Raw genomic sequence first — 14,232 nt, forward strand, 5'->3', positions numbered from 1 at the left:
CGTGGGGGCCGGGGTGGGCGGCCCGCAAGGCGTGGGGGCCGGGGTGGGCGGCCCGTCAGGCGTGGGGGCCGGTGGTGACGGGGCCGACGGTCAGCTCCGGGCGGCCCTCCAGGATCTCGCCGACGCGCGCGACCTGGTCGTCCAGCTCGCGCGACCGGGCCGCCGTGAGCGGGCGCAACGGCTCGACCGTGACGTGCACGCGGCGACCGGAGCGCCGCTGGTGCCACACCCCGGCCACCTCGCCGTCCACCAGCAGCACGGCGTGGTTGCCCGCCTGTCCCCCGTTCAGCGCCCGTCCGGCCGCCGCACCCGGGTACAGCAGCTCGCGCGGCCGACCGGCCACCAGGTAGGCGTCGAAGTACGGCAGGAGCCGCACACCCCGGGGCGGCTCGCCGGGCGTCTCCGTGTCACCCGCCACGACCCAGGCCGGACGCCCCGCGAAGCGCACCTCCTCCAGGTCCGCGGAGGCGAACAGCCGGGCCGCCCACGCCGCCGGCGCCCCCAGCCACTGCGCGAACTCCTGGGGCGTCGCGGGACCGTAGGCGAGCAGGTACCGCCTGAGCAGTTCGCCCGCTCCCCCCGCCGGGCCGGGCAGGGTCCCCGGGGGCGGGGCGGTGTAGGTGACCTTGCGCCCGCGGGCCGGGCCGTACACGAACGCGCCCCGGTGGGCGGCCACCGCCATCGCCTGCCGCCAGCGCGGCCACATGGTCTGGAACGCGGGCATCACCAGGTCGCCCGCCCACGGCCCCGTGGCGGCCACCACGGCCTCGCCCAGCTCGTCGACGGTCAGCTCGCGGCCCCGCACGGCGATGGCGACGGCCTGGATCACCGCCTGGGTCTGCTCGCCGGTCATCCGCACGTGCTCGGGGAACGACGGCCCCGCCAGGGGGAGCTCCGACAGGGCGCTGACCCACATCGGCAGGTCCGCGGCCGGGAGCAGGTGGACGGTGCCGCGCGGGCCGTGGGTCTTGACCAGTTCGCGCGTCCCCCACAGCGCCTCGCGGACCGTCGAGCGGGTCGCGCCGTCCAGCCGCAGCGCCACCGACAGCTCGGCGGCCGACATGACCTGGGCGTGCGCCCCGCACATGGCTCCCACCGTCGCGGCGGGGCCGCCCGCCTTCAGCGGCGTGGCCAGGCCCTGCCGCTCCAGCCTGCGCGCGCTGACCTCACGCCAGGAAAGTTCGATCACGACGTCCTCCTCAGTGGTTGCGACCACCGTAGGGAGGAATGCGGAAGGATCCCTTCCGCGATACGCCGGACCCGGGGCACGGAACGGGCGCCGTCGGATCTCCTCGATCGGTGACGGCGCCCGGCCTGCCCGTGGCGGGTCAGGTGAGGTAGTCGCGCAGGGCCCGGGCCCGCGACGGGTGGCGGAGCTTCGACATCGTCTTGGCCTCGATCTGGCGGATCCGCTCGCGGGTGACGCCGTAGACGCGGCCGATCTCGTCCAGCGTCATCGGCTTGCCGTCGACCAGTCCGTACCGCATCGAGATCACGCCCGCCTCACGCTCGCTCAGCTCGTCGAGCAGGTCGCGAAGCTGCTGCTGCAGCAGCGTGAACGACACGGCGTCGGCGGGCGAGACCGCCTCGGTGTCCTCGATGAGGTCGCCGAACTCGCTCTCCCCCGCCTCGCCGAGCGGCGTGTGCAGGGAGATCGGCTCGCGTCCGTACGCCTGGACCTCGGTCACCCGCTCGGCGGGCAGGTCGGCCTCGGCGGCGATCTCCTCGGGCGTGGGCTCGCGGCCCAGGTCGGTCTGGAGGCGGCGCTGCGCCCGGGCCACCTTGTTGATCAGTTCGACCATGTGGACCGGGATGCGGATCGTGCGGGCCTGGTCGGCCATGGCCCGGGTGATGGCCTGCTTGATCCACCAGGTGGCGTAGGTGGAGAACTTGAAGCCCAGCCGGTAGTCGAACTTCTCGATCGTCCGGATGAGCCCGAGGTTGCCCTCCTGGATGAGGTCGAGGAAGAGCATGCCGCGCCCGGTGTAGCGCTTGGCGATGGAGACCACGAGCCGCAGGTTGGCCTCCAGCATGCGCTGCTTGGCGCGGGCGCCGTCGGCGGCTATCAGTTCGAGGTCGGCGCGGAGGTCGGCGGGCAGGTCGCGCTCGGTGTCGAGGCGCTCGCGGGCGAACAGGCCGGCCTCGATGCGCTTGGCCAGGTCGATCTCCTGCTCGGCGGACAGCAGCGGCACGCGCCCGATCGCCGACAGATACGTCTTGACGGAGTCGGCGCCGACCGCTGGAGAGTCGGCGGCTCCGTCGTCCAGTTCGAGAACCTCTGCTGCTGCTTGGGACACGACAACTCCTCGCTACAGGCAGGTCACCACCGTCCACGCTACCCAACCGTGCCCGGTGCGCGGGCCGCCGCGGGGCCGAGCGGCCCCTGGTGCGGCGGGTGGCCGTCCTCCTGCATACCTTCCCCCGTGGACGCGCTTCGCACTCGACCCACATCCGCCACATCAGCGGACGATTGAGGACTGACATGGACGAGCATCACCTTTCCATGCGCTTTCCGCACGAAAAGGTCCGTGCCTCCTACCCCGCCCTGTCCGACGGCCACGCCTACCTCGACGGCGCGGCCGGCACCCAGGTCCCGCGGGCCGTCATCGACGCGATCGCGGACGCCTACCGCTCCGGCATCGGCAACGTCGGCGGCGCCTTCCCCGCCAGTCACCGGTCCGAGGCCATCGTGGACGGGTGCCGGGCCGCCGTGGCCGACCTGGTCGGGGGCCGGCCCGAGGGGGTCATCCTCGGCCCCAACATGACGACCCTGACGTACCGGATCGCCATGACCCTCGCCAAGGACTGGGGGCCGCGCGACGAGGTGGTGCTCTCGCGGCTCGACCACGACGCCAACGTCCGCCCGTGGACGCGGACCGGCGCGACGGTCCGCTGGGCGGAGGTGGACCCGGCGACCGGCGAGCTGCCGGTGGAGCAGTACCGGGAGCTCGTCGGCGAGCGCACGCGGCTCGTGGCGGTGACCGCGGCGAGCAACGTGCTGGGCACGCGCCCGGACGTGGCGGCGATCTGCGAGGTGGCCCACGCGGCGGGGGCGCTGACGTACGTGGACGGGGTGCACGCCACCGCCCACGGCCCCGCCGACATGCGGGCGCTGGGCGCCGACTTCTACGCGACCAGCGCCTACAAGTGGTCCGGCCCGCACGTCGGCGCGGTGGTGGCCGACCCGGCGCTGCTGGAACGGCTGCGCCCGGACAAGCTCGCCTCGTCGCCGGACACGGTGCCGGAGCGGTTCGAACGGGGCACCGCGGCCTTCGCCGACCTGGCGGGGGTGACGGCCGCCGTCGACCATCTGGCCGCGATGGTGCCGGGCACGGGCTCGCGCCGCGAACGGCTGCTCGCCTCGATGGGCGCCGCGGAGGCGTACGAGCTGGAGCTGTTCGGGACGCTGCTGGCCGGGCTGGAGGCGATGCCGCACGTCACCCTGTACGGCAAGGCGGCCCGGCGGACGGCGACGGCGTACTTCACGGTGGCCGGCCGGACGCCGCGCCAGGTGGCCGAGCACCTGGCCGGGCGCGGGGTGAACGTGTGGAACGGCCACAACTACGCCTGGGAGCTGACGGGCGCGCTCGGCATCCGGGACGCGGGGAGCGCGGTGCGGGCGGGGCTGGTCCACTACAACGACCGCTCGGACGTGGACCGCCTCCTGGAGGGGGTCGCCGGCCTGCGCGCCGGCTGACGCCCGTACGACGGGCGGCGTCAGCCGGCGGGGGCGAAGTCGGCGGCGTGCTCGCGGGCCCAGGTCTCGAAGTCGCGGCCGGGCCGGCCGGTCAGCCGCTCGACCGTGTCGGTGATCTCGACCGGGTTGCCGACGGTGGAGCGCCAGTAGTCGAGCAGGGCGTCGGCGAAGCCGGCGTTCATGTACGCGGACATGTCCTCCTTCCACTGCTCGGGGCTGACCCTCCGGATCGCGATGGGCCGCCCGATGACGCCGGCCAGGACGTCGAGCTGCTCGGCGAAGGTGACCGACCGGGGTCCGGTCAGCGTGTGGGCCTCGCCGTGCTCTCCCGCCGAGGTGAGCACGGCGAGGGCCGCGGCGGCGACGTCGGCGGCGTGGATGGGGTCGTTGTGCGCGTCGGGGTACGGCAGGGCGACCGGCTCGCCGGCCTTGATCGCCCAGGACCAGCCGAGCGCGTTGGAGGAGAACGAGCCGGGCCGCAGCAGCGTGGTCCGGACCGGGCCGGCGCACAAGGCCCGCTCGGCGTTCAGGTGCGAGGCGGCCAGGGGGTTGCCGGCGGCGTCGGGGTGGAGCACGGAGGCCGAGGACAGCAGCACGATGTGCTCGACCCCGGCCGCGGCGGCCTCCCGGGCGAAGGCGTCGGCGTGGGCGGCGTTGGCGTACAGGAAGACCGAGGTGACGCCCTTGAGCGCGGGCGCGAACGTGGCGGGGTCGTTCAGGTCGCACACGAGGCGGTCCGGCAGGCCGGGGGCGGGGGCGGCGGAGGCCTCCCGGACCTCGGCGCCGCGCTCGCGCAGCAGGGTGGTGAGGTGGCGGGCGACGGCGCCGCGCGCGCCGGTGACGAGAATGGTCATGGTTCCTTCTGTAGATTGGTTCGTGACGCATATATTGCGTGACACACATGATTTGGGGTGGGAGTGGTCATGTCAAATCGGCACGCGCTGCTGGAGCGGATCATCGCGGAGAGCCAGCGGCACTACGCCGCGTACGTGCTGTTCAACCAGGCCATGGCCGACCGGCTCGGGCTCCACCCCACCGACCTGCAGTGCGTGGCGCTGCTGAACCTGGAGCACGGGCCGGTCAGCACCGGCCACATCGCGCGGCTCACCGGCCTGACGCCCGGCTCGGCCTCCCGCCTGGTGGACCGGCTGGAGAAGGCGGGGCTGGCGGTGCGCGAGGCCGACCCGGAGGACCGCAGGCGGTCGCTGGTGTCGCTGGCGCCGGGCGTGAGCGAGCGGATCGGGCAGGCGTGGGACACGCCGGGCACGGCGTACGGGGAGGTGCTGCGCTCCTACACGGACGACGAGCTGGAGCTCATCGCCGACTACCTGCGGCGGGCCACCCAGGTGGGGCTCGACCAGGCCGAGCGCCTCACCAACGGAGGCTGACCCCGGCGACGGCGGGCGCTCCGCCGGTGGTGGCGCCGCCCACGGCGGGGGCTCGCGGCCTGACGCTAAGATCGGCCGCGTGAGCCTGCCCGCCCTGCCCGATCTCGGGGCGCCGCCGCCGCCCGTCGAGCCGGCCCTTGACCCGTACCACGTCTACCTCGACTCGCTCACCAGCCCCGAGTCCCGCCGCTCCATGCGCGGCTGCCTCGACCGGCTCGCCCGGCTGCTCACCGGCGACGAGAGCGCGACGGGCGCGGGCCAGCCGTGGCACCTGCTGCGCTACGAGCACACGGTCCGCATCCGTACGATGCTGACCGACCAGGGCTGGTCGGCGGCGTACGTCAACAAGCACCTGGTCGCCCTGCGCCGGGTGCTGAAGGAGGCGTGGCGGCTCGGCCGGACCAGCGCGGAGGACTACGCCCGCGCCTCCGACCTCGCCCCGGTGCGCCAGAGCCGCCTGCCCACCGGCCACCACGTGCCGCCGGAGGTGGTGGGCGCGGCCCTGGCCGCCTGCGACGACTCGCCCGCCGGGGTGCGCGACGCGGCGCTCATCGCGGTGCTGTACTCGACGGGCTGCCGGCGCGCCGAGATCGGCGGGCTCACGCTGGCCGACTACGACCCGGGCGGCCGTTCGCTGCGGGTGCGCGGCAAGCGCGACAAGGAGCGCCTGGTGTACCTGACGGCCGACGCCATCGGCCTGGTGGAGCGGTGGCTCGCGCTGCGCGGCGGCGCGCCGGGGGCGCTGTTCAGCCCGATCAGCAAGGCGGGCCGCGTCCGCACGCGCGACGGCCGGCCGGCGGGGCTGACCGGCCAGGGCATCGCCGACATCCTGACCCGGCGCTTCGGCCAGGCGGGGGCGTCGCGGCGCACGGCGCACGACTTCCGGCGCACGTTCATCGGCGAGCTGCTGGACGCGGGCGTGGACCTCGCGACGGCGCAGGCGCTCGTGGGGCACTCGTCGCCGGCCACGACGGCCCGCTACGACCGCCGCCCGGAGCGCACCCGCCGCGAGGCCGTCGACCGCCTCCGCCTGCCGGCCCCGCGCCCGCTGTCCTGAGGGCGCCTCCAGTGGGCCGACCGGTCCCAGGACTACGGCGACGCCTATTCGGCGACCGGACCGGCTGCACGGTCGTCGCGAACGTCGGCGAGGACGACGGGAAGGGCACCCCCACGCTCTTCCTCACCATGGGTGAGCGGCGGCGGGCCGCCCGGGCTCGGGGGCGCGGCGGCGGTGGCCGCCGGGCGTGGTGCCGTACCACTGCCGGAACGCCAGGTGGAAGCCCACCACCGATCCGTAGCCGACGCGCCGCGCGATGGCGTCGTGCGGCAGCGCGGTCTCCTCCAGCAGCCGCGCCGCCTCCTGCATCCGGCGCGCCGTGAGGTGCCGCATCGGCGCCTCACCCACCAGCCGCCGGAACGTGGCGGCGAACGCCGAGCGCGACATGCCCGCCTCGGCGGCCAGCGTCTCGACCGTCCACGGCTCGCCGAACCTGGTCTGCACGGCCAGCAGCGCCGCCCCGACGGCCGGGTGCCGCAGCGCCCGCAGCACGGGCCGCCCGGCGGACGTCCCGCCGTCGCCGAGCGCGGCCCGCAGCGCCAGCACGAAGACCAGCTCGAACGCGCGCAGCGCCACCAGGGCCTGCCCCGGCTCGTCCTGGTCCCACTCCCCCGCGAGGCCGTCGAGGGTGCCGCCGAGCAGCGGCTGCCCGGCCAGCGTCGCCCGGTCGAGCACGAGCACGGCCGGCAGCGCGCGGTACAGCGGGGAGGCGGCCGCGGCGTCGTAGTGCAGGCCGCCGCACAACATGACGGTCTCGACGCCCGGCCCGTCGATCCGCACCGTACGGGTCGCGCCGGGCCGGCGCGCGGGCAGCACGCTCTCCAGCGGCACGGTGGCCCGGCCGGGCGTGTCGGCGAGCCGGTGGGCGCTGCCGTGCGGGAACACCGCCAGGTCACCGGTCCGCAGCCGCACCGGCTCGTGGCCCGGCAGCTCGACCGTGCACGCGCCCGCCTGCACGTAGTGGACGAGGGCGCAGCTCTCCCGCTCCCCCGCCACGCCCCACGGGGCCCGCGCCGACCAGCGGCTGTGGAAGACGCCGCGCAGCCGCAGCGGCGCGAGCAGCTCGCTCAGCAGATCACCGTCCACGGACGATCCTTAACCTCCACGGGATTCGCCTTTATGGATCGTACCGGCGGCGTGGGTGGAGGCTGGGCGGCATGAGGATTCTGGTCATCGGAGCGGGGGGCGCGCAGGGCGGCGCCGTGGCGCGGCGCCTGGCCGCCGAGGGGTACGCGGTGCGCGGGCTGTCGCGCACGGGCTCGGCGCCGGAGGGGGTGGAGCCGTTCGCGGCCGACCTGGGCGACGCGGCGCGGGTCGCGGCGGCGTTCGCCGGGGTGACGCACGTGTCGGTGACGTTGCCGCTGGTGTTCGAGGCGGAGCTGGTCGAGTCGTACGTCCGCAACATTCTGGACGCGGCGTCGGGGGCGCAGGTGCGGCGGCTGGTGCTCAACACCGGCAACCGGCTGCCCGGGCGGGACACGGGAGTGGCGGCGTTCGACACGCGCAGGGCGGCGGCCGCGGCGGCGCTGGCGTCCGGGGTGCCGTCGGTGGCGCTCAGCCCGCCGCTGTACCTGGAGAACCTGGCGGCGCCGGGGGTGCTGGAGGCGGGCGTGCTGCGTCATCCGCTGCCGGGTGACGTGCCGGTGTCCTGGCTGGGCCACGCCGACCTGGCCGCCGCCACATCGGCCGCCCTGCTGGGCGAGGACCGCGTCGGGACCACGGTCGCGCTCGGGGGACCGCCGGTCACGGGGGTGGAGCTGGCCGCCGCCCTCGGGGCGCGGTACGAGGAGCTGGACGTGGCGGCGTTCGAGGCGGGGCTGGCGGCGGCGCTGGGGGCGGGGGCCGCGGCCGGGGTCGCGGACACCTACCGCTGGATCGCCGCGCACGGCCGCGATCTGTACGCCGAGGGGGCGGGCGGCGCGATCCGGGTGACGTCGCCGCGAGAGTGGCTCGCCGCCCAGCCGTGGGCCGCCCGATGACGCGGCACGGCACGGACGGCATCGACGCCCCGGCCGCGGCGCGGGCCGTGACGACGCAGGGGAACGCGGCCCTGGCCGAGACGGCACAGGCGGAGGCGGCCCTGGTCGAGACGGCACAGGCGGAGGCGGCCCTGGTCGAGACGGCGCGGGCGGACGCGGCCCTGGTCGAGACGGCGCGGGCGGGCACGGCGCTGGAGGGGCTGGTGCGGGCCGAGGTGGTGCGGCATCACGAGGTCATCGGGCGCTGGCTGGCGGGGACGGCGCCGCGTGAGGCGTTCGGGGAGTTCGCCGGCGCCCACGCCCCCGGTTTCGCCCTCGTGGCCCCGGACGGGCGGCTGCTGTCGCGGGCCGAGGTCCTGGCCGAGGTGGAGGCGGCGCACGGGCGCGTGCCGGGAGCCCGGATCGAGATCCGCCACGTCACCGTGGTCGCCGCCGCCGGGTCCCTGGTGGTGGCCGCGTACGAGGAGTGGCAGCAGGGCCGGGGCCGGCGCTCGACGGTCGTGTTCGAACGCGGCCCCGCCGACCGCCTGAGCTGGCTGCGCCTGCACGAGACCCTCCTGGGGCGGTCAGGCGCCGAGTAGCGCGAAGGCGTGCTCGGCCGCGCTCACCGCCTCCCGTTCGACCTCCTCGAGGGGACGTCCGGCGACCAGCGCCGCCCAGGAGCGGCGGGCGAGCACGCGCTGCGCGGAGAGCACCTGCCCGGCCAGCAGCTCGGCCGTCAGCCGGTCGGTGGTCTCGGCGAGCGCGTCGGCCAGCGCGGCCTCGTCCGCGGCCATGTACTGGAACACCCGCGCCGCCAGCCCGGGCGTGGAGAAGACGAGCCGGTAGTACGCCACCACCTGCGGATGGTCGTTCAGCCCGGTCGTCGGCTCGTGGCGGGCCAGGCCCTCCAGGAAGTGGCGGCGGAGCGCCCCGAGCGGGCTCTCGCCCGGCGCCCGCTCGCGCACCACGCGGGCGGCCTCGCCCTGGTGGTCGGCGATGCGATGCAGGACGAGGTCCTCCTTGGTCGGGAAGTACTTGAACAGCGTGGGCTTGGAGACCCGCGCCGCGGCCGCCACCTCGGCGACCGGCACCTCGTCGAAGCCCCGCTCCATGAAGAGCGAGATGGCCGCCTCGGAGATCGCCTCGTGGATCCGCTGCCGGTGCTGCTGCCTGAGTCCTGTCATGCGTCCACTCTAGCAAGAAAGTGTTAACCTGGTTAAAGTCTTAACCGAGTTAATGCTTTGCGGGAGGGATGTTCATGGACGGACAGGAGCTGGGCGGCCTGACCGAGGAGCTGCGTCACGTCGAGCGGTGCCGCGCCGGGCTGAACCGCATGCTCGACGCCGCGCGCCACAACGTGATCGTCGGCGAGACCGTCGCCGGCGACCGCTACAGCGCCGAACGCCTCGGCCGCCACCTCAAGAGCCTGGCCAAGGAGTTGAGCGAGGAGCCGGAGGGCCCGCCGTTCTTCGGCCGCCTCACCTTCGGCCCCGCCGGGAGCGCCGCCGCCTCCGCCGAGCACGCGGGGCGCACCTACTACATCGGCCGGCGGCACATCCCCGGCGAGCACGGCGGGGCGCCCGTCGTCATCGACTGGCGGGCGCCCGTGGCCCGCTCCTTCTACCGGGCGGGCGCGCGCGACCCCCAGGGCGTGGCGGTGCGCCGCCGGTTCGGCTGGGCGGGCACCACGCTGACGTCGTACGAGGACGAGCGGCTGGGACGCGGCGAGGAGCGGCGCAGCCGCCTGCTCGCGGCCGAGATCGAGCGGCCCCGCGTCGGCCCGATGCGCGACATCGTCGCCACGATCCAGCCCGAGCAGGACGACCTCGTCCGCGCCGGCCTGGACGACTCGATCGCCGTCCAGGGGGCGCCCGGCACCGGCAAGACCGCCGTGGGCCTGCACCGGGCGGCGTACCTGCTGTACGCGCACCGGCAGCGGCTCCAGCGCGGCGGCGTCCTCGTGCTCGGCCCCAACCGGGCCTTCCTCGGCTACATCGCGGCCGTCCTGCCCGCGCTCGGCGAGGTGGACGTCGAGCAGACGACCCTGGACGGGCTCATCGCCTCGGTGCCGGTCCGGGCGGAGGACGGCGAGCGGGCGGCGGCCGTCAAGCACGACGCCCGGATGGCCGGGGTGCTGCGCCGGGCCCTGTACGGGCGGATCGCCAAGCCGGCCGAGCCGGTCACCGTGGCCGAGGGGTCGTACCGGTGGCGGGTGGACGAGGACGAGCTGCGCCGGATCGTGGACGACACGCGGCGCGACGCCCTGCCGTACGGGATCGGGCGGGAGCGGGTGCGGGCCCGGGTGGTGGCGCTGATGCGGCGCCAGGCCGAGGCGCGCGGCCACAGCACGAACGCCGCCTGGGAGCGCCGCACCGGCCGCGCCCTCGGGCCGTGGCTGGACGGGATCTGGCCGGCGGTACGGGCCGAGCAGGTGGTGCACGAGGTGCTGTCCGGCCGATGGACCGCCGCCGGGGGGAAGAGCGTGCTGAGCGACGCCGAGTGGGCGGACGTCGTCTGGGAGCGGCCCGCGCGCACGTACAAGAGCGTGAAGTGGTCGGCGGCCGACCTGGTGCTGATCGACGAGGTCGCCGGGATGCTGGAGCGCCCGCGCGGCTACGGCCACGTCATCGTGGACGAGGCGCAGGACCTGTCGCCCATGCAGTGCAGGGCCGTGGCGCGGCGGGCCGAGCACGGCTCCCTCACCGTGCTCGGCGACCTGGCGCAGGGCACCACGCCGTGGGCGGCCCGGTCGTGGCCGGAGCTGATGGCGGCCCTGGGCCGGCCGGAGGCCCGGGTGGTGGAGCTGACGACCGGCTACCGGGTGCCGGCGGCCGTGGTGGAGCTGGCCAACCGGCTGCTGTCCGCCCTGGACGCCGGGGTGCCGGCGACCCGCTCGTACCGTTCGGACGGGCTGCTGCGCGTCACCCGGGTGCCGGGCGTCGAGCAGGGGGTGGTGGCCGCGGCGCGCGGGGCGCTGGAGCTGGAGGGGTCGGTCGGCGTGATCGCCGCCGACGCGGACGCCGAGAGGCTGAAGGCCGCGCTGTGGGACGCGGGCCTCGACGTGGGCGGGCGGCTGAGCGTGGTGCCGGTGACGCTGGTCAAGGGACTGGAGTACGACCACGTGGTGCTGGCCGAGCCGGCCGCGATCGCCGAGGCGGAGGAGCGGGGGCTCAACCGGCTGTACGTGGCGCTGACGCGCGCGGTCTCCCGGCTGGACGTCGTCCACGCCCGGCCCCTGCCGCCGGAGCTGGAGGGGCCCGGCGAGGGCTCCTCGGGGGCCCCCGAGGAGGGCGCGTGTGAAAGTTTCTCGACCGCCGGCTCAGCGTGACCCGCCCTGGCCAGCTCCTATGCCCGGCGTGACAGGTGTCGGCCCATCGCTGCCTTTGACCCTAGGAAAGCGCTTTCCTACGGTGTCGGTAACCGCTTTCCCGTGACCGCGAAGGTCATCCCAGAGGAGCACAGCGATGGGCACACGAGGACGCACTGCCGGCACCACCACGGGCAGCCGCACCACGGGCAGCCTGACCACGGGCACCCCGACCACGGGCACCCTGATCGGCGGCCTGGCCGTCGCGGCGGCCGCCGCCACCGCGCTCGCCACCGCACTCGCCACCGCGCTCGCCGCGCCCGCCTCCGCCGTGCAGCGGGCGGACGAGCCGCCGGCCGCCGCGCCGGCGGCCGAGACCTCCCCCGTCGGCTGGGCCAGCCAGGGCGGCGGCACCACCGGCGGCGGCGGCACGTCCCCGACGACCGTGAACTCCGCCTCCGCGCTCAAGACCGCCCTGTCGTCCGGCTCGGCCGCCGTGATCCGGGTCTCCGGCACGATCTCCTGCTCCGGCATGCTCAAGGTGACGTCGAACAAGACCGTCATCGGCAACTCCGGGGCGACGATCGCCGGCTGCGGGTTCAACGTCGCCAGCGCCTCCAACGTGATCATCCGCAACCTCTCGTTCCGCGACTGGGACGACGACGGCATCAACGTGCAGTACTCGACCCGGGTGTGGATCGACCACAACTCCTTCAGCAACGGCTACGACGGGGCGGTGGACATCAAGCGCGCCAGCGACTACGTCACCGTCTCCTGGAACAAGTTCTCCAGCCACGACAAGACCATGCTGCTCGGCCACAGCGACGACAACGGCTCCGAGGACCGCGGGCACCTTCGGGTGACGTACCACCACAACTGGTTCAACGGCACCAACCAGCGGCACCCGCGCGTGCGCTTCGGCAACCCCGTGCACGTCTACAACAACTACTACGCCGGCATCGGCAGCTACGGCGTGGCGTCCACGAAGGAGGCGGGCGTGCTCGTCGAGGGCAACTCCTTCGAGAACACCAAGGACCCCTACCACCGCGGCGAGGGCAGCTCGCCCGCCGGCAACCTGGTGGCCCGCAACAACCAGTTCGTCAACTCCGGCACCGGCGACGCGGGCGGCAGCGTCGCCGGGATCCCGTACTCCTACCCGCTCGACGCGGCCTCCAGCGTCAAGTCCATCGTGACCGGCGGGGCGGGGGCCGGCCGCATCAGCATCTGACCGGCCTGGACCGGCACGCGACACCGGCGGGCGGCCTTCCTCGACGGGAGACCGCCCGCGAAGCGCCCCTAGGCGCTCCCTCGCCGCAGAGCCGTCTCCGGGGCCCCGCGGGCCTCCCGGCGGCGCCCGCCCGCGCGGGCAGCGCCCCGAGGTGCGGCCGGGCCACAGCCGACGCCGGACCCGCCGGAGCGGGAGGCCGCCCGGCGGACCGGGGCCCGGCCGCCACGACGGGAGACCGCAGGCGACCGGGCCCGAGCGGGAGCCCACCCGGCAGGTCCGCCGGAGCGGCGCTCAGCAGGGGGAACCAGCCGTCGCGGGGCAGAGGAGGGCGGGCCTGTCGTCAGGTGGTGGCCAGGGCGACCGTCGGGGACAGGCGGGCGGCGCGCATGGCCGGGTAGATCCCGGCGATCGTGCCGATGACCAGGGTCGCCCCCACCGCCCCGCCGATCGCCCACGGCGGCACCACCGGCGGCCAGCCGCGCGCCACCGCGTACCCGGCGCTGGCCACCGTCCCCAGCGCCGCCCCCGCGACCCCGCCGAGCGCCGACAGCAGCAGCGACTCGGTCAGGAACTGCACCCGCACCTGCCCGCGCGTGGCGCCCAGCGAGCGGCGCAGCCCGATCTCCTTGCGTCGCTCCAGCACCGAGATGACCATGGTGTTGGCCACCCCGACGCCGCCGACCAGCAGCGCGACGGCGCCGAGACCGAGCAGCAGGTTCGTGAACGCGCCCGCGGCGGCGGCGCGCGCGGCCAGCGCGTCGGAGGGCCTGCTCACCTCGACCTCGCCCGGGTTCTCCGGGTTGACCGTGCGGGCCAGCACGTCGCGGACCGCCTCGACGGACTCCTCGGCGGACCGCTCGTAGATCGTCGTGGGATGCCCGCCGAAGCCGAGCAGGCTCTCCGCGGCCGGGAACCCCACGAGGGCCGACCGGTCGATCTCGGGCGCCAGCGGCATCGTCCGCAGGATCCCGACGACCGTGAACCACCGCCCGCCCATCCAGACCCGCACCCCGGTGCGGGTGATGCCGAGCCGCGTGGCCGCCTCGGAGCCGAGGACGACGGCGGGCCGGCGCTCGGTGGCGGCGTTCAGCCAGGCGCCCTCGGCGACCCGGCCCTCCAGGGTGGCCAGCAGCTCGGTGGTGGCGGCCTGCACGGCGATGCCGCCGGTCACGGCCTCCGGGATGCGGTCGGTACGGCGCACCGTGGTCTTGACCGTGCCCGTGGCCGAGGCCGTGCGCACGGGACCGATGCGCTTGACCATGTCGAGCGCCGTGAGCGGCAGCTCCGCCTCCTCGCCGAACATGGTGCGGCCCGGCGCGACGGTGAGCAGGTTGGTGCCCAGCCGGTCGAGCTGGCGCATGAGCTGCTCGCGCGACGACGACGAGATGCCGATGACCGCGATCATCGTGGCGATGCCGATGGCGATGCCCAGGGCCGACAGGAAGACCCGGGCGGGACGGGCCCGCAGCCCGGCGGCTCCCACCCGCAGCACGTCGGCCGGGCCGAGCCGGGCCGGGCGGGGCCCGCGCGGCGTGCGCCCCTTCATGCCCGCGTCCCCTGGCGGCGCGCCCCGGCTCATGCCCGCGTCCCCTGG

General features: G+C 75.5%; 12 protein-coding genes and 1 pseudogene. 7 read left to right on the forward strand and 6 right to left on the reverse strand.

Annotated features, from left to right (window positions below):
• Positions 1-55: 55 nt before the first annotated feature.
• Positions 56-1,189: a winged helix DNA-binding domain-containing protein gene (locus HT134_RS01335; protein ID WP_175598407.1), complete on the reverse strand. Its 1,134-nt coding sequence runs from the start codon at positions 1,187-1,189 to the stop codon at positions 56-58.
• 139 nt (positions 1,190-1,328) lie between these two features.
• Positions 1,329-2,264: pseudogene (locus HT134_RS01340) on the reverse strand (RNA polymerase sigma factor); the annotation flags it as partial.
• A 239-nt stretch (positions 2,265-2,503) separates the two neighbouring features.
• On the opposite strand from HT134_RS01340, the gene HT134_RS01345 reads away from it, so the two are divergent.
• A complete protein-coding gene (locus HT134_RS01345) occupies positions 2,504-3,697 on the forward strand; it encodes a cysteine desulfurase-like protein (protein WP_175598409.1) in 1,194 nt (397 codons plus the stop codon).
• A 20-nt stretch (positions 3,698-3,717) separates the two neighbouring features.
• Here HT134_RS01345 and HT134_RS01350 read toward each other — a convergent pair whose 3' ends face one another.
• Positions 3,718-4,551 (reverse strand): NAD(P)H-binding protein, encoded by an 834-nt coding sequence (locus tag HT134_RS01350; protein ID WP_175598410.1) that lies wholly within the window; start codon positions 4,549-4,551, stop codon positions 3,718-3,720.
• A 69-nt stretch (positions 4,552-4,620) separates the two neighbouring features.
• On the opposite strand from HT134_RS01350, the gene HT134_RS01355 reads away from it, so the two are divergent.
• Together HT134_RS01355 and HT134_RS01360 are read left to right on the forward strand one after the other, a co-directional pair.
• Positions 4,621-5,085 carry a MarR family winged helix-turn-helix transcriptional regulator gene (locus HT134_RS01355; RefSeq protein ID WP_175598411.1) on the forward strand — a complete coding sequence of 155 codons (465 nt, stop codon included), beginning with the start codon at positions 4,621-4,623 and terminating at the stop codon, positions 5,083-5,085.
• A gap of 79 nt (positions 5,086-5,164) precedes the next feature.
• Entirely contained in the window at positions 5,165-6,142 is a 978-nt protein-coding gene (locus HT134_RS01360) for a tyrosine-type recombinase/integrase (RefSeq protein WP_175598412.1), read from the forward strand.
• Positions 6,143-6,265: 123 nt separating this feature from the next.
• Here HT134_RS01360 and HT134_RS01365 read toward each other — a convergent pair whose 3' ends face one another.
• Positions 6,266-7,228, reverse strand: coding sequence for an AraC family transcriptional regulator (locus HT134_RS01365; protein WP_175598413.1), 963 nt, complete (start codon positions 7,226-7,228; stop codon positions 6,266-6,268).
• A gap of 71 nt (positions 7,229-7,299) precedes the next feature.
• Between HT134_RS01365 and HT134_RS01370 the strand changes: the two genes are divergently transcribed.
• Positions 7,300-8,121, forward strand: a complete 822-nt coding sequence (locus HT134_RS01370) for an NmrA family NAD(P)-binding protein (protein WP_175598414.1) — start codon at positions 7,300-7,302, stop codon at positions 8,119-8,121.
• Positions 8,118-8,702: a hypothetical protein gene (locus HT134_RS01375; protein ID WP_175598415.1), complete on the forward strand. Its 585-nt coding sequence runs from the start codon at positions 8,118-8,120 to the stop codon at positions 8,700-8,702. The genes HT134_RS01370 and HT134_RS01375 overlap by 4 nt, the downstream gene beginning before the upstream one ends.
• On the opposite strand, the gene HT134_RS46680 is transcribed toward HT134_RS01375, so the two are convergent.
• Positions 8,688-9,287 (reverse strand): TetR/AcrR family transcriptional regulator, encoded by a 600-nt coding sequence (locus tag HT134_RS46680; RefSeq protein WP_175598416.1) that lies wholly within the window; start codon positions 9,285-9,287, stop codon positions 8,688-8,690. The genes HT134_RS01375 and HT134_RS46680 overlap by 15 nt on opposite strands.
• 74 nt (positions 9,288-9,361) lie before the next feature.
• Here HT134_RS46680 and HT134_RS01385 point away from each other — a divergent pair, with 74 nt between their 5' ends.
• Positions 9,362-11,431 (forward strand): HelD family protein, encoded by a 2,070-nt coding sequence (locus tag HT134_RS01385; RefSeq protein WP_175598417.1) that lies wholly within the window; start codon positions 9,362-9,364, stop codon positions 11,429-11,431.
• A gap of 136 nt (positions 11,432-11,567) precedes the next feature.
• Positions 11,568-12,638 (forward strand): pectate lyase family protein, encoded by a 1,071-nt coding sequence (locus HT134_RS01390; protein WP_246363506.1) that lies wholly within the window; start codon positions 11,568-11,570, stop codon positions 12,636-12,638.
• 340 nt (positions 12,639-12,978) lie between these two features.
• Here HT134_RS01390 and HT134_RS01395 read toward each other — a convergent pair whose 3' ends face one another.
• The gene (locus HT134_RS01395; RefSeq protein WP_175598418.1) at positions 12,979-14,184 is read right to left on the reverse strand and encodes an ABC transporter permease; all 1,206 of its coding nucleotides are present in this window, start codon (positions 14,182-14,184) and stop codon (positions 12,979-12,981) included.
• Positions 14,185-14,232: the final 48 nt, after the last annotated feature.

This window comes from Nonomuraea rhodomycinica (genome assembly GCF_013363995.1).
Lineage (GTDB): Bacteria > Actinomycetota > Actinomycetes > Streptosporangiales > Streptosporangiaceae > Nonomuraea > Nonomuraea rhodomycinica.